The sequence below is a fragment of the Methylobacterium goesingense genome, from assembly GCF_022179225.1.
Lineage (GTDB): Bacteria > Pseudomonadota > Alphaproteobacteria > Rhizobiales > Beijerinckiaceae > Methylobacterium > Methylobacterium goesingense.
The window spans coordinates 1-19,795 of sequence record NZ_BPQL01000025.1; the positions used below are offsets into that span (position 1 = coordinate 1).

Consider the following 19,795-nt stretch of genomic DNA (forward strand, 5'->3'; position numbering starts at 1 on the left):
GCGAGGGCCTGATCGCCGCCCTGTCACGCCCGCATGACGGCCCCACCGTCTGCGTCACCCATCATCCGGCGAGCCCACGCGCAGCCGATGCGTTCCGGCACGCGCCCGGCGTCCCCTGGTGGGTGCCGGCCTTCTACGCAAGCACCGTTCTGGAGGACCTCCCCGACGCGGCCCGGCCCGACCTCTGGGTCTCGGGCCATTTCCATGCGGGCCACGACATGCGCATCGGCCGGACCCGCTGGGTGGCGAACCCGGTCGAGGGTCGGGATTACGCCCCCGATCACATTCTCACGATCGGGTGAGACCGGGCCGGCCCCGCCTGCGTACCTGTCGAGCACCGATGCCGCGAGCCGGTTCGCAGTCAGTCCACGAGGATCAACCCATGAACGCCTTCATCGCCGTGGTCCTCGTCTGCGCCAACGGCATCCCGATCGAGGCCTGCACCGACGACAAGGCGAGCGAGGTCCGCAAGGTCCGGGTCGCCAACGAGCTCGGCTGCACCAACGGCTGGCAGGAGATCATCGCCCGCACCGACCTGCGCGACGAGGTCGGCAAGACGAGCTACCTCAAGACCGAGTGCCGCCGGGTGAAGCAGGCCGACTGAGCCGGCCGCCCCAAGTTACCGATTATACTCACCGATCGTACTTGATGTAGGCGAAGCGCGGATCCGTGGGGGTTCCTTCCAGCGCGCCGCCCTCGGTGCCGGGCTGCCAGCCGATCACGTCCTCGATCTTGGCCGCCAGCGCGAAGTCCTTGTCGGTGACCCCCTTGGCCGCATGGTTGGTCAACCGCACTTCGACCCAGGCATAAGAGGCCGTGATGTCGGGATGGTGCCAGGCCGCCTCGGCGAGGTGGCCCACCGTGTTGATGACCATCAGGGTGCTCTTCCAGCCTGCGGTCTTGTAGGTGCGCTTGATCCAGCCCTCCTCCAGGCGCCAGGCCGGAAGCTCCCGCGCGAGGCGCTCCACGATGGTGGCGTCGTCGATCACGTCGTCCCGCGTGCCGGCCATGGTCCAGAACCTCCCTCGAACAGGCATCTCTGCCGGATGTGCGCCGAGCCTGCGCCGGGCCCCGGTCGCGCGCAAGGTCCCGAACCCGGCCGGGCATCTGTTCCGGTTGCGGGAGCGACCATCCGCCCGGCAGACTTGCCAATTCGTCCTGTGGACGCCCTGTGCCCGACCTCCTATGAAGATGACCAACCAGCGCCGGCCTCTAGGGGACCACCCGAGCGTTCGACATCGAATCCAGGGAGTGCCCACCATGCTGTCACGGCGCGGATTGCTCGCGACGGCGGCACTGTCGCCCCTGGGCTGGAGCCTGGCGCCGCGGCCGGCGCGCGCCGCACCGGCGTCGATCCGGGTCGGCAGCCTGCCCTTCGGCACCGTCTCCTGGGAGGCGGCGGTGATCAAGGCGCGCGGCCTCGACACCGCCAACGGCTTCACCCTCGACGTCGTCAAGCTCGCCGGCAACGACGCGGCACGGATCGCCTTCATGGGCGGTCAGGTCGACACGATTGTGGGCGACCTGCTCTGGGCGGCGCGCCTCGGCAACGAGGGCCGCGCGATCCGGTTCTTCCCCTACTCGACCACCGAGGGCTCCCTGATGGTGCCGGGCGACAGCCCGATCCGCACGCTGGCCGACCTCAAGGGCAAGCGCCTGGGCGTCGCCGGCGGTCCCCTCGACAAGAACTGGCTGCTGCTGAAGGCACAGGCGCGGGACACCGCCGGCCTCGACCTCGAGACGCAAGCCACCGTCGCCTTCGGGGCGCCGCCCCTGCTGGCGCTCAAGCTCGAACAGGGTGAGCTCGATGCGGGGCTCCTGTACTGGACCTACTGCGCCCGCCTGGAACCCAAGGGCTTCCGCCGCCTGATCGGCTCGGACGACATCATGCGGGCCTTCGGCGCCACCGGATCGATGGCGCTGATCGGCTATCTGCTCGAGGCCGACACCGTGAGGGAGAAGCCCGAGGCGGTCGCGGGCTTCACCCGCGCCTCGAAGGCCGCCAAGGAGGCATTGGCCAATGATCCCGCCGCCTGGGATGTGGTGCGCCCGCTGATGGCGGCCGACGACGAGGCGACCTTCCAGGCCCTGAAGCGCGACTTCCTCGCCGGCATCCCGCGCCGGCCCCTGGCCACCGAGCGCGGCGACGGCGAGAAGCTGTTCGCCGTCATGGCGCGGCTCGGAGGCGAGCGCCTGGTCGGGGCGGGCTCCACCCTGCCGCCGGGCCTCTACTACGACGGCAGCGGAAATGGCTGAGGCGACCGCCAGCGCGCGTGTCCCGCGCGCGACGCCCTGACCCCCATGGGTTTTGCCACCCGTCTCGTCTCTGTGCTGGTGCTGCTCGCCGGATGGCAGGCCGCCGCGTCCGCCGCCGGTTCGCGCCTGCTACCGGCGCCGCTGGCGATCCTCGATTTCATCCGGCGCGAATCCGCCTCCGGTGACCTCTGGTGGAACGTCGGCATCACCCTGTCGCGGGTGGGCATCTCGTTCTTCCTGGCGATGACCCTCGGGGTGCTCCTCGGCATCGCCCTCGGGCGCTCGCGCCGCCTCAACCTCGTCCTCGACACGCCGCTGCTCATTCTCCTGAACACGCCCGCCCTTGTGATCACCGTGCTGGCCTACATCTGGGTCGGCCTCAACGAGGCCGCGGCAATCGTCGCGGTGGTGCTGAACAAGCTGCCGAACGTCGCGGTGATCCTCCGCGAGGGCGCGCGCGGCCTCGACCCGCAGCTGGAGGAAATGGCGCGCACCTACCGTTTCGACCGTCGGACTTGGATCGCCCACGTGTTGGTGCCGCAGCTCCAGCCCTTCGCGGTGGCTGCGGCGCGCTCCGGCCTCTCGCTCGCCTGGAAGATCGTGCTGGTGATCGAGCTTCTCGGCCGCCCCAACGGGGTCGGCTTCGCGATCAACTACTACTTCGTCCAGAGCCTGAACGTGGCGGCCATCGTCGGCTACAGCATCGTGTTCATGAGCGTGATGATCGCCATCGACATCCTCATCCTGCAGCGGCTCGAAGCTTATGTCCGACGCTGGCGCTGACGGAGCGATGGCGGGCTCCGCCGCACCCGGCCCCGGGGCCGTCGCCCTGCGGGTGGACATCGACCGCAAGGTCTACGGTGCCGGCGGCCGGGAGCCGGTGGAGGCCGTGCGCGGTCTCGCCTTCTCGGTGATCGCCGGGGAGATTACCTGCCTGATCGGCCCCTCGGGCGCGGGCAAGACCACGACCCTGCGCATCCTCCTCGGCCTCGACCCCGACTACGAGGGCCGCGTGACCCCGCACCCGGACGCAGCCGGCATCGCCATGGCGTTCCAGGAGCCGCGCCTGCTGCCCTGGCGCACGGTGGAGCAGAACGTCCGCCTCGCCCTGCCGCGCGGCACGCGGGGCCAGGATCTCGACGGGCTGTTCGACTCCCTCGGGCTCGGCCCCTGGCGGAGCCGCTATCCGGGGGCTCTCTCCCTCGGAATGGCACGGCGAGTCTCGCTGGCCCGGGCCCTGGCCCAGAAGCCGCGCATCCTTGTTCTGGACGAGCCTTTCGTCTCCCTCGACGACACCTCGGCGGCGGGTTTGCGGGGCCTCGTGGTCGCAGCCGTCGAGCGCTCGGGCATGGGCGTCTTGATGGTCACGCACAACGTCGCCGAGGCCATCGAGATCGCCGACCGCCTCCTGCTCGTGTCCGGCCGCCCCGCGGGCCTTCTCGGGACTATTCCGTTGGAGCGCCCCCGCGGCGCACGCGACCGAGCCTGGGTCGAAGGCCGCCGGGCGGCTCTTGCGGCCCAGTTCCCCACCGTGATCGCGGGCTGATTCTCTCGCGACCATGCGCAGTCGCATTCCCCATGAGCCACGCGGGCTGATCCGGCAGCCGTGAGGGTGTCTCCCGGATGCGGCGAGACCGCGCATCATCCCAGCGCAATCCGGTGCGTCTCGATGCGACCCGTCGATCGCAGCGAATCACAAGCCCGAACCCGGAACCTGAATTATTATACAATATTGCGACGCGTATTTGGTATCGTGAATGCCACAAAGGCTTTCGCCCCCTGGCTCGTCATGGATCGTCCCGCCAAGGTCTCTCCGCATGCACGACCGACATGAAGGAAGCCGAAAGGTGATGAAAAGACTTTGACTTAGCGCCAGCCTATATTGCGTCGCACCATCTTATGCTGCACGGCAGGAGCCCAGCCTCCTGTCCTGTGGACCCTCACGAGGACTTGTGCGAAGCCCGGCAAGACGGTGCGCAAGCGAGTTGACGCCGCCGGAATTTTTCTTAGAGTTCATTCAAGCTTCGGTTTCGAGGGGCGCCGCAAAGGGATAGCGGCCCCTGACCGTCAGATCCGGACCTCCCGCCCATGGCGCGGAAATCGGGAGCTGGCGTCCGCTACCGAGGCGAACCTATCCCTGTCGCAAACAGTCAGATCACGGCGTGGTCGTGCGGGTTTTCCGCAGGATGACGGCTGCAAGATCTGTCGGAGGAATCCATGAGAGCGGTACATCTTCTCGCACTCGGCGCCGGTATGGTCGTATCGACCACGGCGTTCGCCAACGAAGACGTCCTGAAGCGCACGGCCAACCCGGCCGAGCAGGTCCTTCAGACCGTCGACTACGCCAACACGCGCTATTCGAAGCTCGACCAGATCAACGCCAGCAACGTCAAGCAGCTCCAGGTCGCCTGGACCTTCTCGACCGGCGTGCTGCGCGGCCACGAGGGCTCCCCGCTCGTCGTCGGCAACATGATGTACGTCCACACCCCCTTCCCGAACATCGTCTACGCCCTTGACCTCGACAAGGACGGCGTGATCGCCTGGAAGTACGAGCCGAAGCAGGACCCGTCGGTCATCCCTGTGATGTGCTGTGACACGGTCAACCGTGGCCTCGCCTACGCCGACGGCGCCATCATCCTGCACCAGGCCGACACCACGGTCGTCTCGCTCGACGCCAAGTCCGGCAAGGTGAACTGGTCGGTCGTCAACGGCGACCCTAAGAAGGGTGAGACCAACACCGCCACCGTTCTTCCGGTGAAGGACAAGATCATCGTCGGCATCTCCGGCGGCGAGTTCGGCGTGAACTGCCACGTCACTGCCTACGACGCCAAGACGGGCAAGAAGGTGTGGCGCGGCCACTCCCAGGGCCCCGACGCCGACATGATCATGGACCCCGAGAAGACCACGTCTCTCGGCAAGCCGGTCGGCAAGGACTCCTCGCTGAAGACCTGGGAAGGCGATCAGTGGAAGACCGGCGGCGGCTGCACCTGGGGCTGGTTCTCCTACGACCCCAAGCTCGACCTGATGTACTACGGCTCGGGCAACCCCTCGACTTGGAACCCCAAGCAGCGTCCGGGCGACAACAAGTGGTCCATGACCATCTGGGCGCGTAACCCCGACACGGGCGCGGCCAAGTGGGTCTACCAGATGACCCCGCACGACGAGTGGGACTACGACGGCATCAACGAGATGATCCTCACGGATCAGAAGGTTGACGGCAAGGAGCGTCCGCTCCTGACCCACTTCGACCGTAACGGCTTCGGCTACACCCTCGATCGCGCCACCGGCGAGCTCCTCGTCGCCGAGAAGTACGATCCGGTCGTGAACTGGGCCTCCAAGGTCGACATGGACAAGGGCTCCAAGACCTACGGTCGCCCCCTGGTCCAGGCCAAGTACTCCACCGAGCAGAACGGTGAGGATACCAACTCCAAGGGCATCTGCCCTGCGGCGCTGGGTTCGAAGGATCAGCAGCCCGCTGCTTACTCCCCGAAGACCAACCTGTTCTACGTGCCCACCAACCACGTCTGCATGGACTACGAGCCGTTCCGGGTCTCCTACACCCCGGGTCAGCCCTACGTCGGCGCGACGCTGGCCATGTACCCGGCCCCCAACAGCCACGGCGGCATGGGTAACTTCATCGCCTGGGACGGTGTGAACGGTAAGATCAAGTGGTCGAACCAGGAGCAGTTCTCGGTGTGGTCGGGCGCCCTCGCCACCGCTGGTGACGTCGTGTTCTACGGTACCCTCGAGGGTTACCTGAAGGCCGTCGACTCCAAGACCGGCAAGGAGCTCTACAAGTTCAAGACCCCGTCGGGCATCATCGGCAACGTGATGACCTACAGCCACAAGGGCAAGCAGTTCGTCGGCATCCTGTCGGGTGTCGGTGGCTGGGCCGGCATCGGCCTCGCGGCCGGCCTGACCGACCCGAACGCCGGTCTCGGCGCGGTGGGTGGTTACGCCGCCCTCTCGAACTACACCAACCTCGGTGGTCAGCTGACCGTCTTCTCGCTTCCGAACTAATCGGTCGCACGCTACGGTAGGCAATAGGGTGCCGGCGCGGGTTTCCGCGCCGGCACCTTTATGATTAGAATCGGAAGAACAACACGCGAAACACGCGGCCGTGAGGCCGACGTGGTGTTCCTGGGAGAAACGTCGTTGCACATCATCAGCAAAGCCGCCATCCGTCCGCTCGTGGCCGTGTTCGCCCTCGCCTCCGTCTCGACCCTCGCCGTGCAGGCCCAGGACGCGAAGAAGGCTGATCCGGCGCTGGCCAACCAGCTGGATCCCAACGCCCCCGAGAAAGACCCGAAGCTGATCGACAAGTTCGCGGCTGTGAAGGTCGAGGACGGCAAGTATCAGGACGGCGATGGCCATCCGACCTTTCACATCACCAATGACGGCAAGAAGTTCGATTGGTACGCCTATTCGGGCTACCGCCGTTATCACGCCGAGTGCCACGTCTGCCACGGCCCCGATGCCATGGGCTCGACCTACGCGCCGGCCCTGAAGGACTCGCTCAAGACCATCGGCTACGAGGAGTTCATCGGCATCCTCGCCGGCGGCAAGCGCGACTCGCAGGCCGGTCAGGAGCGGGTCATGCCCGCCTTCGGCGATAACAAGAACGTCATGTGCTACGCGGACGACCTCTACGTCTACCTGAAGGCTCGTGCCTCCGGCGCCATGCCGCGCGTGCGTCCGACGGACAAGGAAGAAAAGCCCGAGGCCGCCAAGACGGCCGAGAAGGAGTGCCTGGGCGGCTAATGACCCGCTCACGCACGACGACACGCTTCGCCTTCGCGCTCCTGCTGATTTCAGCAGGGGCGCGAGCCGTATCCGCACAATCGCTGCCCGACCTCGTCACCACGGACACGCTGCGCGTCTGCGGCGACCCGGGCAACATGCCGTTCTCCCAGCGCAAGGAGGAAGGCTTCGAGAATAAAATCGCGAAGATCATCGCCGACGAGCTCAAGGTCAAGATCCGGTATTACTGGCTGACGCAGGGGCCGGGCTTCGTTCGCAACACCCTTGGCACTGGTTTGTGCGACATCATCATCGGCTCGGCCGCCGGCGGCGAACTCGTCCAGCACTCGAACCCGTATTACCGCTCCGCCTATACGCTGGTCACCCGCACGGGCGAGTTCGACGGCGTCACCCGCCTCGACGATCCCAAGCTCAAGGGCAAGTCGATCGGCGTCATCGGCGGCACGCCCCCGGTCAACCGGATGGGGGAGGTGGGCCTCGTCAGCGCGATGAAGGCCTACGCGCCCTACCAGCTCGATCCGGCCCGCAAGCATCAGACAGTCTCGGCCGAGGTCATCGCCGATCTCGCCGAGAAGCGCATCGACGCGGCGATCCTCTGGGGTCCGGCCGCCGGCTGGCTCGCTAAGCAGAGCGGCGTGCCGATGACGGTTATCCCGCTGCTACAGGAGCCCGACCGCCCGCCGCTCACCTTCCGGATCGCCCTCGGGGTGCGCCTGGAGGAGAACGACTGGAAGCGCACCCTGAACACGATCCTGCGCAAGCGCCGCGCCGACATCGAGCGGGTGCTGCGCGACTACGACGTGCCTTTGCTGGAGGAAGAGGGCAACAAGCTCCTCGACGCTCCAGCCCCGTGAGATGACGGCAGCCGACAGGGTAAACAGTCCGCGATGGCGGCGGCGGATCGCATCCGCCGCCGCCATCGTCGTTCTCGTCCTGGTCGCCCTCGTCGTCGTGGATCAGCGCCAATGGCTGCGGGTCGCACCACCCCTGGTGCCCGAGCCGGATCGGGCCGACCGCATTCTCGTGGAGAAGGCCGCCCGCCGCCTGACGCTGCTGCGCGACGGCCGGGTCCTCGCCACCTATCCGGTCTCCCTCGGGTTTAGCCCCCAAGGCCAAAAATTCCGCGCGGGCGACGGACGCACGCCGGAGGGCACCTACGCGATCGCATATCGCAACCCGCGCAGCGTCGCGCATCTCTCGCTGAAGGTATCGTATCCGACGCCGGACCAGGCGCTCCGCGCTGCGACCCAGGGCCGTGCCCCCGGCGGCGACATCATGATCCACGGCCTGTTCAACGGCCTGTCCTGGCTCGGGTCCCTGCACCGCCTCGTCGACTGGACGAATGGCTGCGTCGGCGTCACCAACGCCGAGATGGAGGCGATCTACGCCCGTGTGGACACCGGCACCCCGATCGAAATCCGGCCCTGATCAGGCTCGCTCGATGCCGGCGGCGTCGAGCTTGGCCAGGGCTTCGGTGACCGTCTCGGGGCCGATGCGCAGGTCGGGGGCGATCTCGGCCAAGGGCACCAGCACGAAGACGCGCTCGCGCACGAAGCGGTGCGGAAGCACCAGGCGCGCATCCGAGATCGCAGCGCCCTCGTAGGACAACACGTCGATGTCGATCACCCGCGGCCCCCAGCGGCGCTCGCGCACCCGGCCCATGGCGGCCTCGATGGCGAGGCCGGCCTCCAGAAGTTCATGAGGGGTCAGGCTGGTCTCGATCCCGACGGCGGCGTTGAGGAACCAGTCCTGGTCGGTGTCGCCCCAGGGCGGGGTCCGGTAATCGGACGAGCGCGCGGTGATGCGGATGCCCGGCGTGGCGGCCAACCGCGCCACCGCGTCCGCCAGGGTCGCAGCCTTGTCGCCGATGTTGCTGCCGAGACCGAGATAGGCCGCATGCAGTCCCGCCTCCGCGCTCATCGGGCCGCCTCGCGGGCGCGTACAATCTCGATGGCGACACCGTCGATCACCGCCGGCACCGGCGCGCTCGGCTTGTCCACCCGGACCCGGATCTCGCGGATGGGCGGGTGCCGCTCGAGGATCTCGCCCGCGATGGCCTCCGCCAGGGCCTCGATCAGGGCGAAGCGCCGCTGCGTGGCGATCCGGGTCACGATCTCGGTGAGATCGGCGTAGCTCACGGTCCGGGCAACGTCGTCGGAGCGGCCGGCCGCCCGGAGATCGAGTCGAACGTCGAGGGAAACGTAGAAGCGCTGGCCCAGCCGGGCTTCCTCGGGCAGGAGGCCGTGGAAGGCGAACACGGCGATGCGGTCGACGACGATGCGGTCGCTCATGCGGGTCGTCCCATCACGGCATCGACCACCCGCAGGGCGTCGACATGCGGCCGTACGTCGTGGACGCGCACGATCCGGGCCCCGAGTGTCGCGGCGAGCACGTGGCTGCCGATGGAGCCGAAGAGGCGATCCACCGGCCGGGTCTCGGCATCGTGCAGGCGCCCGAGCAGCGATTTGCGCGAGACGCCGACGAGGACCGGAAAGCCGAGAGCCACGATCTCGGGCAGACGCCGCAGGGCTTCGAGGTGCTGTTCCCAGCTCTTGCCGAAGCCGATGCCCGGATCGAGCACGATGTCGCCGTCGCGGAGACCGGCAGCCCGCGCGATGGCGAGGGAGCGCTCGAAGAAGCGTAGCATGTCGGCGATGATGTCGATGGCCGGATCGATGGTCTCACGGTTGTGCATGATCATCACCGGCGCGCCATGGTCGGCGGCGACGCGGGCGATGTCGGGCTCGCGCTGTAGGCCCCAGACGTCGTTGACGATGCGGGCGCCGGCCTCCAGCGCCACCCGCGCGGTCGCGGCCTTGTAGGTGTCCACCGAGATCGGAACGGACAGGCGGGGCGCGAGGTCGCGGATCACCGGCAGGATGCGGGCCTGCTCCTCCTCGGCCGAGACCGGCACGTGGCCGGGCCGGGTGGACTCGCCGCCGATATCCACCAACGCCGCCCCCTCAGCCACCAGGGCCTCGGCCTGGTCGCGGGCGGCGTCACGATTCGTGAAGCGACCGCCATCCGAGAAGGAATCGGGCGTGACATTGAGGATGCCCATCACGAGCACGCGTCGCCCGAGATCGGGCAGGAGCGTCGTCAGCGGGGCCGGCAGGTCTGCTGGTGGCACGGGATGCTCGGGTTCGAAGGCGGGCGCGTTCAGGGCGCGTCCCCGGCCGGGATGCCGCTGTCTTTGAACGCAATGCCGGGTCGGAGCAACGCCCATGCCGGGGCTGTACGAAACCGCGTCCTGCGCCGCCGCTCCCGACGGCGGCGCTGCGGGGTCCGAAGAGTCCGCTCAGGTCCCGCCGCGATAGCAGCGGATCTCCGCCTCGGCCTGGGCCCTGCGCAGTTCGGCGACCTGGTCGTCGAAGACCTTGGTCGACTTGAACGCGGTGGTGCGCTGGCCGATGCCCTGCCGCAGGGAAAGCACGGTGCTGGCCTGGACGTACTTGTCATAGGGCAGAAGCGAAGCGAGGGCGTCGAGGGAGCAGGAGCAGCGCGACAGCGACTCGCGTGACTGGCCGTTGGCCGCCATGCAGCCGAAGATGTAGTCGGCCCGCGCCTCGGTGGGATAGTCGTTCTCGGGCTCGGCCGCGGCCGCGGCCGCCGCACCCGCCAGGAGGGCCGCCGCGCAGGCGCCGGCCGCGAGGCGCGGGAGCCGCTTAACCAGCGTTCGGATCATAGGTCAGGTTCTCTTGCAGGAGTTCGCCGCCCTCGGCGTTCTTGGAGCTCGCCTCGATCGAGACGAGTTCGCCGGGCACGGCCTCGGACGTGACGAAGGTGTAGGTCAGGTTCTCGAAGCCGCGCATGCGCTCCTTCATCTTGTCGTCGATGAAGGGCTTGGTCTCGATGCGCCAGGCATCGACCTTGCGGCCTTTGTAGTCGACCTGCGTCGGCGTCACGGTGGCGTTGTCGCGCAGGCCCTTACGGATGGCATTCTTGATGTAGCGTGGATTGGCCATCAGCACGCGGGCGAGGTCGATGAGGTGATGCTCGAGGAAGAGCGTCATCACCGGGTTGCCGGGCATGTCCTCGAACGGGCCGGCCGGGAAGCGGTTGGCGCCGGAGAACATCTCCACCCGGATGTTGCGGTTGTCCGCGGCGTTGCCGGGCTCGACCCCGAGCTTGATGGTGTCGTTCAGGGGCGGCCCGAACGGGCCCTTCGAGATGCCGCTGCGACGCAGGTAATCGTAGGTGAGCTTGGAGCCAGGCGGGACGTTCTTCATCTGCGGCTGCTCGAAGAGCAGGTCCGAGGCGTTCGGGGCCGTCGCGGTGTTGGTCTTGACGACGGCGGGCGCTTCCGAGGCCTGAGGCGCTGTCTGGGCGAGCGCGGGGGCGCTCGCGAGCAACACGAACGCGGCAAGTGTGACGGGCTTCAAAGCGGCGCTTCCTCATTCAGCGGCGTACGCACATTCGGCTGCACGTTACTGCCGATGGTCCGATAGATGTAGTCCGGTGGCGTCTCGGCCGCCTCCTCGACGGCGAGATCGCGCACCTTGGCGTGGAGCGGCGAGAGCGAGCAGGCCGGATCGGTGGCCGCCGCGTCTCCGGCGAGCGCCAGGGCCTGGCAGCGGCAGCCGCCCCAGTCCTTCTCCCGCCGGTCGCAGGAGCGGCAGGGCTCCTTCATCCAGTCCGTGCCACGATAGGCCGTGAAGGCCGGGGAGTTTGCCCAGATGTCGGCGAGCGAATGGTCGGACACGTACCAGAATTCGAGGTTCGGTATCGTCTCGGCGGCGTGACAGGGCAGAACCTTGCCCTGCGGGGTGACGTTCATGAGCTTGCGACCCCAGCCGCCCGCGCAGGCCTTCGGGTACTTCGCATAGTAGTCGGGCACCACGAGATCGATGACCAGCTGGCCCTTCAGGCGCTCGCGGGCCGCCTCGACGATGCGGATCGATCGGTCGACCTCGGCCTTGTTGGGCATGAGGGCGGCGCGGTTCACGTAGGCCCAGCCGTAGTACTGGGTGTGGGCGACCTCCAGGCGCTTGGCGCCGAGCTTGACCGCCAGGTCGATGAAGCCCTCGACCTCGTGGATATTGCCCCGGTGGATCACCGAATTCAGCGTCAGCGGCAAGCCGAGCTGGGTCACCCGCTCGGCGAAGGCGAATTTCTGAGGCTGCGCGTTCTTCAGGCCGCCGATTTTCTCGGCATTGGCCGCGTCCACGCCCTGCACCGAGAGCTGCACGTGGTCGAGGCCCGCGTCGTAGAGCGCGTCGAGTTTTTGCAAGGCACCCCCGACGCCCGACGTGATGAGGTTGGAATACAGGCCCAGCGTCGCGCAGGTCTTCGTGATCTCGACGATGTCGTTGCGCGCCGTCGGCTCGCCGCCCGAGAGATGGACGTGGAGCACGCCGAGGGCCGCCGCCTCCGTCAGCACCCGCTGCCAGGTCGCGGTGTCGAGTTCTCCCGAACGCCGGTCGAGTTCGAGCGGGTTCGAGCAGTAGGGACAACGCAAGGGGCAGCGATGGGTGAGTTCGGCCAGCAGCCCGACGGGCGCCGGGATGACGGTGGCGTTCGGCGTGATCGCGTTCATCGCTCCAGAACCCGTTTGGTGGCCAGATCGTTCAGCATCGCGAGGATGTCGGCTTCGATCACGGAGGCGTCCGCCGTGAACTTCTCGGCCAGCACCCCGGCGATGTCGCGCACGGAGCGCTGGCCGTCGACCAGCTCCAGGACCATGACCGCGTTGGCGTCGAGATCGAAGGTGCGCTCGGGTGCCAGCAGGACGTGCTGGTCGCGCACGGCGTCGTGGCGCAGGCGCACGCCGCGGGGCAGGCGCGGGACGTCGTGCGCCGTGAGGGTGCCGGTGCCCGTCGCCTGGGCCACGGCCGGTTCGGGCACCAGCCCGGTGCCGGGCGTCCAGGCATCCGGCGGGATCATCCCGGGCGCCACGTAGGCGAAGTACAGGGCGTCGAGCTGCGTCCAGAGCACGTTGCACTTGAAGGTCAGCGCATCCATGGCCTGGCGCTGCAGCGCCGGCGTGGTGGCGTGCTCCTTGACGTAGGCGATGGCGAAATCCGCGTCGCGCGGAGCCTGGGTCAGGCGCTTGTCGAAATAGGCCAGGGTGTCCTTGGTGATGAAGTCGTAGTTCGTCAGCATCCCGGCGACCCGCTCGGAGATGATGGTCGGCGAGAACATCTCGGTCAGCGAGGAGGCGATGGCCTCCAGGAGCGAGCGCTCCTTCACGAAGTGCACGTAGGCATCCACCGAGAAGCGGGTCGCCGAAAGGATACCCTGCGTCGATTCCACGTAAGTCCGGGCGAAGCCCACGCCCTCGGCGAGCTTGAGCCAGCGCTCGATGCCGCCGTCGCCGGGCGCGTCGCCGTCATGGTCGACGATGCGCTGGCGCCAGACCCGGCGCAGGGAGGCGTCGGTCATCCGGGCGAGGACGGCGGCGTCCTTCACGGGGATCATCGCCTGGTAATAATAGCGGTTGAGCGCCCAGGCCCGAACCTGATCCTTGTTCAGCTTGCCGTCGTGCAGCAGGCGGTGGAACGGATGCAGGTTGTGGTAGCGGCGCGCGCCGATGTCACGAAGGGCGGCCTCCAACTCTTCGGGCGAGAGCAGGCGCTGGGCCTCGTCGGTCTTCGGGGTCGGGAAGGGCGCGGTCATGGCGTGGCTCGCGGGTCAGCGGGGAGCGGTTTTCGGAACTTTTCTTATCAATCGCGCCGCACGCCGTGAAGGCTGCGAGTGGGCGCACGCAATTTCATCGGACACAATGTATGTCGCCGGCACTAAACTGCCAGATCGACGCGTCACGAAAGGGACAGCGTCAATCCGTCATGGGCCACGGTCCAGCCCGCGGCCTCGATCTGCAGGCGCTCGTCCGATCCCTCCACCAGCACCGGGTTGGTGTTGTTGATGTGGACGAAGACGCGCCGGCCGATCGCCACGTCGGCGAGCGCCGCGACCGAGCCGCCCTCGCCGGTCATCGGCACGTGCCCCATGCGCCAGCCGGTCTTGGTGCCGACGCCGGCGCGGATCATGTCATCGTCGAGGAGTACGGTCCCGTCGAACAGCAGGGCGTCGACCCCGGCGATCCGGTCCTTGAGGCCGTCGGTGACGCGTGCACACCCGGGAATGTAGGCGACGCGCCGGCCATTCGCCTCGATCATGGCGCCCACCGTCGTCTCGGTTTCGGCGCCGAGTTCCAGGGTTTCGTCCTCGAGCCAGAGCGGCACTTTGCCGGGGACGGAGAACAGGGTCACGCGCAAACCGGGCACCGGCTCGAACGCACGGTCGAGGGCGATCGGCTCGCGGGCAACCACGCCTGCGGCCATCACGTCGAACACCCGATTGGCGTTGACCGAGTCGAGGATGCCGCTGGTCCCGTAGAGGGTGAAGGGCTGGCCCTCGCGCAGCGTCAGCAGCCCGGCGACGTGATCGACGTCACCGTTGGTGAGCAGAACGGCGTGGATCGGCGAGTGGCGCAAGCCCGCGCGCGGGTGCATCGCCGGATTGTCGAACAGCTGCTGACGAATATCGGGAGAGGCGTTCACCAGGAGCCAACGTTCCCCATCAGGAGAGACGGCGATGCTCGACTGGGTCCGCGGCCTGACGCGGGTCTCGTCCGTGCGGGCGAGGGAACAGATGGGGCAGCGGCAATTCCACTGGGGAAGGCCGCCGCCCGCGGCCGAACCAAGGATCAGGACATGCATGGTGGAACCGACGCTGCCTTAGGACCCCGGGCTCGACGAAAACTCAGTTGAAGGTGTCGATCTCAGCGGACTCGTAGCTGGTGACTTCCATGCCGACACAGATCTCGGAAACGACGGGGGCAGCCCAGGTCATGGTGTTTCTCCTGAAAGTTTCTTCTCAACGTCAGCAGCATCCCGATCCCACATAAGAAGATCGTAAGACACTGACGGCGCAGTGGTTTCTGTCGCCGGAGTGATATCGACAATTTGGCTCGGCAGTTCAAGCGCTAAATTGCCGGTTCCTCCCGTATGACCCCGCGAAACGCGGGTCGGCGTTAACGCAGGGTGCCGAATCCGCCCGCTCTGACCCTGCCTCAGTGCCGGAAATCCTGGCCCTTGAGGTCGAGCATGAAGCCCCGTCCGCGCACCGTGACGATCACCGGACCGCCGAGGCGGACGAAATCCGAGAGCTTGGTCCGCAGGTAACCCACGTAGACATCGACGACATTCAGCGAGAGTCCGCCCTGGCCCGCCCAGAGCTTGTCGAAGATGTCGCCCCGCGTCACCGGCTGGTTGGCGTTGTCCATCAGGAGGGCGAGGAGCTCCGCTTCGCGGGGGGTGAGGCGCGCCGTCGCATCCAGGAAGCCGACCTGACGGATGTTCAGGTCCAGCACGAGCTTGCCCGCCGTGACGATGGTGCGGGGCGCGTCCGCCGCCTTCCGGCGCAGGAGGTGTGTCTGCAGGCGGGCCAGCAATTCGTCGAAGACGAAGGGCTTCACGATGTAGTCATCGGCCCCCAGCGCCAATCCCTCGGCGCGGTCGCGGACCTCGTCGCGAGCCGAGAGGAAGAGAATCGGCCCCGGGTAGCCGCCCTCGCGTAAGGAACGGCAGACGTCGTGGCCCGAGCCGTCCGGCAGGGTGATGTCGAGCACGACGGCTTCCGGCGCATCGGCCTGGGCGGCAGCCAGGGCGTCGTCGACGCATCCGGCGACGCCGACCGAGAAGCCTTCCGCCTCCAGGCCGCGGGCGAGCATGGCGCGGATGTCGCTGTCATCCTCGACGATCAGTACACGCGTCATGCCACACTCTCCTTGGCGACCCCGTCCGGATCGTCCTGCCGTATCACGGGTTTCGGCGCGGCCTCGGGTGAGCCCAGCACCGGCAATTCGAGGGCGACCTGGGCGCCCCGGCCGCCGGGTCCGCTCCGCAGGCGGATCACCCCATCATGGCGCTCCACCACCCAGCGCGCCAGGGCGAGGCCGATGCCGAACCCGGCCTCGCCGGAGGGGCTCTCGCGGCGGAAGCGCTCGAACAGGTCCTCGCCCGAACCGGGGAAGCCCGGCCCGTCATCGGTGACGGTGATCTCCACCCGGTCCGCGTCCGGCCGCGCCAGGACCACGCTTACGCCGGTGAGGCCGGTTGCGTGCCGCAGGGCGTTGTCGATCAGGCTCTCGATCATCTGCCGCAGCCATTCCCGGTCGGCGAGGAGCATCGGGTCGTCGGTGGCGGGCGCCAGACCGAGCGCCACGCGCCGGCGCGCGGCCTCCGAGGCCATGCCGTCCACGGCGTCGGCCAGGATCGGCAACGCGTTGACGGGACGCCGGTCGAGTTCGATCTGGCCGGATTCGGAGCGGGCAACGCGCAGCAGATCCTCCACCCGGCGCTGCAGGCGCAGGGCGCGCTTGCGGATGGTGGCGAAGACGGGCCCGAAATCGACGCCGGGTCCGGAATCGGCTCGCCGGCCGGCCGAGCGGGCGGCAATGTCGCACTCGCCCAGGATCACGGTGAGCGGCGTGCGCAGCTCGTGGCTGACATCGGCGAAGAAGCGTCGGCGCGAGCGGTCCACCGCCTCGAGCCGGGTGTTGGCGGCCCGCAGGTCCAGGGTCCGGGCCGCCACGGTGTCCTCCAGGGCGGCGCGGTCCGCCGCGAGCCGGCCCTCGCGGCGGGCGAGGCGGGCGGCCATGCGGTTGAAGTTCGCCACCAGCAGGCCGAGCTCGTCCCGCGTCGCGACCGAGAGGCGGGTGTCGAGCTCGCCCCGGCCGACGGCTCCGGCGGCGCGGCGCACGGTCTCTATGCGCGCCAGCACCGGACGGGTCACCATCCGGTAGAGCAGCAGTACGACGGCGAGCGCGAAGGCCACGGCCGCCAGGGAGGCGATGCGCAAGGTGCCGGACAGGTCTCGCGCCGCGTCGGAGCCCGCGATCATCGAGCGGCGCTCGACCTCGATCAGGAAGGAGAGGGGCTGGCCCGTCATCGCACCAAAGCCGTTGAGGGCCCCACGGATCGCCGCCTTGCGCGATTCGTCGTCGGACTGGCGCAGCACCTGCGAGACCTGCCGGTCGAGCACCGCGCGGGCGGAGCGCAGCTGCGCGAGGGGCCGGGTGCGGGCGGCGTACTGCGTCCGGTCGAGGGGATCGTTGCTGACCGCGATGGAACGCCCCAGAGCCTCGTCCACCGCCCCCAGGGCGCGGTCGACGTTGGCGCGCGCCACAGCGAGCCCCTCAGGCTGCGCGTCCGGGTTGCTCACCGCCTCCAGGGCGGCGAGGCCGTACTGCGTCATACGCCCGGACAGTTCGACCAGGAGTTCGAGGCGCCCCTGCGCGGCCAGCGTCCGGTCGATGGTGCGCTCGGCGGCGCCGATCGAGGCGAGCACCCCCAACGCCGCCAGGATGACGAGCAGAGCGGTGCCACCGAGGAGCAGCGCGAACCGGACCTTCAGCGAGCGCATGGTTGTGCCGGTTGATCCCGAGGTGACGCGCAGGCCTTCGCCGGGACTGCATCACGGACCGGGCCTGCCTGAATCTCTTCCCGACTCTGCCCGCGCTACGGTGATCCTGCCGTCACCGTAGCGCGGGCAGGATCAGTAGGCGGGACGCAACCTGCCTTGCAAGAGAGGTCGAAGAAAAGAGACGTCGCGAGAAGCAGTGCCGGTGCGACGAGCCCATCGGTCTCACAGGTCGCGCGGCTGGCTGCCCCGAACAGCACAGCGCCACTTGGTGACGTGCCATTCCGGGTGCTCTTCCTGCCACTTGGCGATCGCGCTCTGGGAGTTGCGCAGGCAGATGGCGGGGCTGCGGGCCTCGAACGACAGGTCGATCTTGTCCTCGCGGCATTGCGAAGGCTGCGACAGGAGACAGATCGAGAGCAGGATGAGCATTCGGGGACGCCGGGTTCGCGCGGGGATATACGGGACATCCGGCACGATATTGCCGCCCCGCAGGCGGAGATGGTCGTCCGATCGGGAGGATTGTGCAAGTGCGGCCGGCTAGCGGCCTGCCCGCACGACGGGTCGACGTCGTCGCGGGCGCGGTCATCGGGGAATCGGGATATTCCCGATTCCGTGCAGCTTTCAGGCCGCCGCAACCCACAATTCGCCCTTGCCCAGGGTCGCGAGGTCGCCCGAGTAGCGCTTGAGCGCTCCGGCCGCGAGGTCGGCGTGCGTCGGGCTCAGGGGCCGCAGCGAGCGGGCGAGCAAGCGCAGGAACACGAGATCATGCGTGCCGGTCTCGACGAAGCTCGGAGCCAGAGCCCCGACCGCACCGGTCAGGATGGTGCCGCGGCGCATGCCGTAGCCCGGATGGTCGCCGAGGGACGTCGCCGCGATGGTGCCGGCGATCATCCGCGCGCCCGCATGGGCGCCGGCCCGACCCACCAGGATGAGGCCGCGACGCATGCGGTCGCCGAGATAGTCGCCGGCCGATCCGTGGATCACCAGGGTGGCACCGTCGAGCCCGGCCTTGGCCGCATAGACCGCGCCGCCGGCATGATCCCCGGCATCGCCCTCGACCGTGATCGTGCCGCCGGTGGCGCCCGAGCCCGCGAAGGGACCGGCGGAGCCCGTCACGACGACGGAGCCCGACTGCATGCCCGCCCCGAGGCGCTGGCCGACATCGCCGACGACGCGAATGCGGCCGCCGCTGAGCGAGGCGCCGACCCGGTCGAGGCGCGACGAGCCGCCCTCGATCACGAGGTCCTCCGAGCCGTCGAGGGCGAGGGTGAAGCAGTCGCCCAGGGTGAGACCGTGCCGGCTGGTGCCGACGGGGAGCCGGGCCGCCTCGGCCTCGCTGAGACCGCGGAGCGAGAGCGGATTGACGTGCAGGAGGTCGAGCCGCTCCGGCGGCTCCTGGCGCAGGGTCAGGGTGCTCATGCGGCTCCGGCCTCGCTGCTGCCCGGCTCCTTCGAGAGCAGGTTCTTCAGGTGATAATGGTGGCGGCCGAGATTGCCGCCGTAATTGCCGGCCGTGACCGCGACGAGGCCGTGCGCCGCGCCGGCTTCGGTGGCCGCGTGCAGAGCCGCACGCATGGATTGAGCCACCGCGTCGGAGGTGAGCGCGTCGATGACGATTTCCAGCACGACGCCGACCTCGGCCGAGAGTTCGGTGCCGGCCCGGCCCTTCAGGGTCGGGCAATAGGCGTCGTTGGTGGAGGCCATCATGCCCTTGGTGCGGGCGCCCACCTTCGAGCCGGAGCGGACGATGCCGCCGGGGAAGGGCAGGATCGCGCCCGGTACCGCGCGGGCGGCCTCGACCGCGATCTCGGCGACCTTGAGGGTGTCGGCGTGCTTGCGCCCGAGGAAGAGCAGGTTGCCGCCGCCGACCGCCCCGTCGACCGCGCGGACGAAGTCCTCGCACAGGAACTCGCCGTCCATGACGGGGATGCGCCAGTAGCGTCGGGCCTTGCCGGTCACCGGGTCGGTCAGGCGCTTTGCCACGGCAAAGCCATCGCCGAAGTAGCGGATGGCCCCGCCGAGCTTGATTTTCGTGGGCCCGTCCACGCCGGCGTAACACGCCGTGCCCGGGCAGGTGAGGATGCACTGGCCGACGCGCTTGAGGAGCTGGTCCTTGAGGCCGTTCGGCTCGAAGCCGAACAGCAGCACGCGCACGCCGGGGCGCCCATCGGGCGTCTCGTCGGGGGAGAGTTCGCAATCGATCCCGGCCTCGGCGCCGCAGCCGATCACCGACGTGGCGAAGCCCGTCATGGTGACGGCGGCGATCATCGCCCATTTCGCCGTGTCGTTGGTGATGACGATCGCGGTCCCGGCGACGTCGAACGCCTCCGCGAACGTGTCGATCACCGGGATGCCGTTGAGGGTGAGGTCCGTCATCTCAGTCACCCGTCCCCACGCGACGCATCTTTCTC

23 protein-coding genes and 1 pseudogene are annotated in these 19,795 nt (G+C 68.5%); 9 read left to right on the forward strand and 15 right to left on the reverse strand.

The window, feature by feature from the left end:
- Positions 1 to 302 (forward strand): annotated as a pseudogene (locus MFF30_RS05840) (metallophosphoesterase); the annotation flags it as partial.
- 80 nt (positions 303 to 382) lie between these two features.
- Positions 383 to 604: a hypothetical protein gene (locus tag MFF30_RS05845; protein ID WP_055949561.1), complete on the forward strand. Its 222-nt coding sequence runs from the start codon at positions 383 to 385 to the stop codon at positions 602 to 604.
- Positions 605 to 632: 28 nt separating this feature from the next.
- Here MFF30_RS05845 and MFF30_RS05850 read toward each other — a convergent pair whose 3' ends face one another.
- Positions 633 to 1,010: a 4a-hydroxytetrahydrobiopterin dehydratase gene (locus MFF30_RS05850; protein WP_238277742.1), complete on the reverse strand. Its 378-nt coding sequence runs from the start codon at positions 1,008 to 1,010 to the stop codon at positions 633 to 635.
- 250 nt (positions 1,011 to 1,260) lie between these two features.
- Between MFF30_RS05850 and MFF30_RS05855 the strand changes: the two genes are divergently transcribed.
- From MFF30_RS05855 to MFF30_RS05885, 7 genes are all read left to right on the forward strand, one after another.
- Positions 1,261 to 2,256: an ABC transporter substrate-binding protein gene (locus tag MFF30_RS05855; protein ID WP_238277744.1), complete on the forward strand. Its 996-nt coding sequence runs from the start codon at positions 1,261 to 1,263 to the stop codon at positions 2,254 to 2,256.
- A gap of 45 nt (positions 2,257 to 2,301) precedes the next feature.
- The gene (locus MFF30_RS05860; protein ID WP_238277745.1) at positions 2,302 to 3,039 is read left to right on the forward strand and encodes an ABC transporter permease; all 738 of its coding nucleotides are present in this window, start codon (positions 2,302 to 2,304) and stop codon (positions 3,037 to 3,039) included.
- 7 nt (positions 3,040 to 3,046) lie between these two features.
- On the forward strand, positions 3,047 to 3,802 hold the full coding sequence (locus tag MFF30_RS05865; RefSeq protein ID WP_238277747.1) for an ABC transporter ATP-binding protein: 756 nt from the start codon (positions 3,047 to 3,049) through the stop codon (positions 3,800 to 3,802).
- A gap of 671 nt (positions 3,803 to 4,473) precedes the next feature.
- Positions 4,474 to 6,276, forward strand: a complete 1,803-nt coding sequence (gene xoxF5 / locus MFF30_RS05870) for a lanthanide-dependent methanol dehydrogenase XoxF5 (protein WP_238277749.1) — start codon at positions 4,474 to 4,476, stop codon at positions 6,274 to 6,276.
- A 135-nt stretch (positions 6,277 to 6,411) separates the two neighbouring features.
- Positions 6,412 to 7,017: a c-type cytochrome, methanol metabolism-related gene (locus MFF30_RS05875; RefSeq protein WP_238277750.1), complete on the forward strand. Its 606-nt coding sequence runs from the start codon at positions 6,412 to 6,414 to the stop codon at positions 7,015 to 7,017.
- Positions 7,017 to 7,871 carry a rare earth element methanol dehydrogenase accessory protein XoxJ gene (gene xoxJ, locus MFF30_RS05880; RefSeq protein WP_238277752.1) on the forward strand — a complete coding sequence of 285 codons (855 nt, stop codon included), beginning with the start codon at positions 7,017 to 7,019 and terminating at the stop codon, positions 7,869 to 7,871. Before MFF30_RS05875 ends, xoxJ begins: the two co-directional genes overlap by 1 nt.
- A gap of 1 nt (position 7,872) precedes the next feature.
- Positions 7,873 to 8,445: a L,D-transpeptidase family protein gene (locus MFF30_RS05885; RefSeq protein WP_238277754.1), complete on the forward strand. Its 573-nt coding sequence runs from the start codon at positions 7,873 to 7,875 to the stop codon at positions 8,443 to 8,445.
- Here MFF30_RS05885 and folK read toward each other — a convergent pair whose 3' ends face one another.
- The 14 genes from folK to fhcD form a co-directional block, all read right to left on the reverse strand.
- Complete coding sequence (gene folK, locus MFF30_RS05890; RefSeq protein WP_238277892.1) at positions 8,446 to 8,919, reverse strand: 2-amino-4-hydroxy-6-hydroxymethyldihydropteridine diphosphokinase; 474 nt, start codon at positions 8,917 to 8,919, stop codon at positions 8,446 to 8,448.
- Positions 8,920 to 8,933: 14 nt separating this feature from the next.
- On the reverse strand, positions 8,934 to 9,308 hold the full coding sequence (gene folB / locus MFF30_RS05895) for a dihydroneopterin aldolase (protein ID WP_238277756.1): 375 nt from the start codon (positions 9,306 to 9,308) through the stop codon (positions 8,934 to 8,936).
- On the reverse strand, positions 9,305 to 10,078 hold the full coding sequence (folP, locus tag MFF30_RS05900; protein ID WP_238277894.1) for a dihydropteroate synthase: 774 nt from the start codon (positions 10,076 to 10,078) through the stop codon (positions 9,305 to 9,307). Before folP ends, folB begins: the two co-directional genes overlap by 4 nt.
- A gap of 237 nt (positions 10,079 to 10,315) precedes the next feature.
- A complete protein-coding gene (locus MFF30_RS05905; RefSeq protein ID WP_238277758.1) occupies positions 10,316 to 10,702 on the reverse strand; it encodes a hypothetical protein in 387 nt (128 codons plus the stop codon).
- Entirely contained in the window at positions 10,683 to 11,399 is a 717-nt protein-coding gene (locus tag MFF30_RS05910; protein ID WP_238277760.1) for a hypothetical protein, read from the reverse strand. The genes MFF30_RS05905 and MFF30_RS05910 overlap by 20 nt, the downstream gene beginning before the upstream one ends.
- Entirely contained in the window at positions 11,396 to 12,553 is a 1,158-nt protein-coding gene (gene pqqE, locus MFF30_RS05915) for a pyrroloquinoline quinone biosynthesis protein PqqE (protein WP_238277762.1), read from the reverse strand. The genes MFF30_RS05910 and pqqE overlap by 4 nt, the downstream gene beginning before the upstream one ends.
- Positions 12,550 to 13,632 carry a pyrroloquinoline-quinone synthase PqqC gene (pqqC, locus tag MFF30_RS05920; RefSeq protein WP_238277764.1) on the reverse strand — a complete coding sequence of 361 codons (1,083 nt, stop codon included), beginning with the start codon at positions 13,630 to 13,632 and terminating at the stop codon, positions 12,550 to 12,552. Before pqqC ends, pqqE begins: the two co-directional genes overlap by 4 nt.
- A gap of 143 nt (positions 13,633 to 13,775) precedes the next feature.
- Positions 13,776 to 14,678 carry a pyrroloquinoline quinone biosynthesis protein PqqB gene (gene pqqB, locus MFF30_RS05925; RefSeq protein WP_238277766.1) on the reverse strand — a complete coding sequence of 301 codons (903 nt, stop codon included), beginning with the start codon at positions 14,676 to 14,678 and terminating at the stop codon, positions 13,776 to 13,778.
- 43 nt (positions 14,679 to 14,721) lie between these two features.
- Positions 14,722 to 14,811 carry a pyrroloquinoline quinone precursor peptide PqqA gene (gene pqqA / locus MFF30_RS05930; protein ID WP_018043604.1) on the reverse strand — a complete coding sequence of 30 codons (90 nt, stop codon included), beginning with the start codon at positions 14,809 to 14,811 and terminating at the stop codon, positions 14,722 to 14,724.
- A gap of 220 nt (positions 14,812 to 15,031) precedes the next feature.
- The gene (locus tag MFF30_RS05935) at positions 15,032 to 15,736 is read right to left on the reverse strand and encodes a response regulator transcription factor (protein WP_238277767.1); all 705 of its coding nucleotides are present in this window, start codon (positions 15,734 to 15,736) and stop codon (positions 15,032 to 15,034) included.
- Positions 15,733 to 17,385, reverse strand: coding sequence for a sensor histidine kinase (locus tag MFF30_RS05940; protein WP_238277769.1), 1,653 nt, complete (start codon positions 17,383 to 17,385; stop codon positions 15,733 to 15,735). Before MFF30_RS05940 ends, MFF30_RS05935 begins: the two co-directional genes overlap by 4 nt.
- Positions 17,386 to 17,607: 222 nt before the next feature.
- Positions 17,608 to 17,814: a hypothetical protein gene (locus MFF30_RS05945; RefSeq protein ID WP_238277770.1), complete on the reverse strand. Its 207-nt coding sequence runs from the start codon at positions 17,812 to 17,814 to the stop codon at positions 17,608 to 17,610.
- Between the two features lie 192 nt (positions 17,815 to 18,006).
- The gene (locus MFF30_RS05950; RefSeq protein ID WP_238277772.1) at positions 18,007 to 18,804 is read right to left on the reverse strand and encodes a formylmethanofuran dehydrogenase subunit C; all 798 of its coding nucleotides are present in this window, start codon (positions 18,802 to 18,804) and stop codon (positions 18,007 to 18,009) included.
- The gene (gene fhcD / locus MFF30_RS05955; RefSeq protein WP_238277774.1) at positions 18,801 to 19,760 is read right to left on the reverse strand and encodes a formylmethanofuran--tetrahydromethanopterin N-formyltransferase; all 960 of its coding nucleotides are present in this window, start codon (positions 19,758 to 19,760) and stop codon (positions 18,801 to 18,803) included. Before fhcD ends, MFF30_RS05950 begins: the two co-directional genes overlap by 4 nt.
- Positions 19,761 to 19,795 lie beyond the last annotated feature (35 nt).

Coding starts and splice junctions, on each gene's coding strand:
- MFF30_RS05945 (WP_238277770.1), bottom strand. CDS start 17,814: ATGCTCATCCTGCTCTCGATCTGTCTCCTGTCGCAGCCTTCGCAATGC.
- MFF30_RS05935 (WP_238277767.1), bottom strand. CDS start 15,736: ATGACGCGTGTACTGATCGTCGAGGATGACAGCGACATCCGCGCCATG.
- MFF30_RS05865 (WP_238277747.1), top strand. CDS start 3,047: ATGGCGGGCTCCGCCGCACCCGGCCCCGGGGCCGTCGCCCTGCGGGTG.
- pqqE (WP_238277762.1), bottom strand. CDS start 12,553: ATGAACGCGATCACGCCGAACGCCACCGTCATCCCGGCGCCCGTCGGG.
- pqqA (WP_018043604.1), bottom strand. CDS start 14,811: ATGACCTGGGCTGCCCCCGTCGTTTCCGAGATCTGTGTCGGCATGGAA.
- MFF30_RS05885 (WP_238277754.1), top strand. CDS start 7,873: ATGACGGCAGCCGACAGGGTAAACAGTCCGCGATGGCGGCGGCGGATC.
- MFF30_RS05855 (WP_238277744.1), top strand. CDS start 1,261: ATGCTGTCACGGCGCGGATTGCTCGCGACGGCGGCACTGTCGCCCCTG.
- pqqB (WP_238277766.1), bottom strand. CDS start 14,678: ATGCATGTCCTGATCCTTGGTTCGGCCGCGGGCGGCGGCCTTCCCCAG.
- xoxF5 (WP_238277749.1), top strand. CDS start 4,474: ATGAGAGCGGTACATCTTCTCGCACTCGGCGCCGGTATGGTCGTATCG.
- MFF30_RS05950 (WP_238277772.1), bottom strand. CDS start 18,804: ATGAGCACCCTGACCCTGCGCCAGGAGCCGCCGGAGCGGCTCGACCTC.
- folP (WP_238277894.1), bottom strand. CDS start 10,078: ATGGGCATCCTCAATGTCACGCCCGATTCCTTCTCGGATGGCGGTCGC.
- fhcD (WP_238277774.1), bottom strand. CDS start 19,760: ATGACGGACCTCACCCTCAACGGCATCCCGGTGATCGACACGTTCGCG.
- MFF30_RS05905 (WP_238277758.1), bottom strand. CDS start 10,702: ATGATCCGAACGCTGGTTAAGCGGCTCCCGCGCCTCGCGGCCGGCGCC.
- MFF30_RS05845 (WP_055949561.1), top strand. CDS start 383: ATGAACGCCTTCATCGCCGTGGTCCTCGTCTGCGCCAACGGCATCCCG.
- folB (WP_238277756.1), bottom strand. CDS start 9,308: ATGAGCGACCGCATCGTCGTCGACCGCATCGCCGTGTTCGCCTTCCAC.
- MFF30_RS05860 (WP_238277745.1), top strand. CDS start 2,302: ATGGGTTTTGCCACCCGTCTCGTCTCTGTGCTGGTGCTGCTCGCCGGA.
- MFF30_RS05940 (WP_238277769.1), bottom strand. CDS start 17,385: ATGCGCTCGCTGAAGGTCCGGTTCGCGCTGCTCCTCGGTGGCACCGCT.
- xoxJ (WP_238277752.1), top strand. CDS start 7,017: ATGACCCGCTCACGCACGACGACACGCTTCGCCTTCGCGCTCCTGCTG.
- MFF30_RS05850 (WP_238277742.1), bottom strand. CDS start 1,010: ATGGCCGGCACGCGGGACGACGTGATCGACGACGCCACCATCGTGGAG.
- pqqC (WP_238277764.1), bottom strand. CDS start 13,632: ATGACCGCGCCCTTCCCGACCCCGAAGACCGACGAGGCCCAGCGCCTG.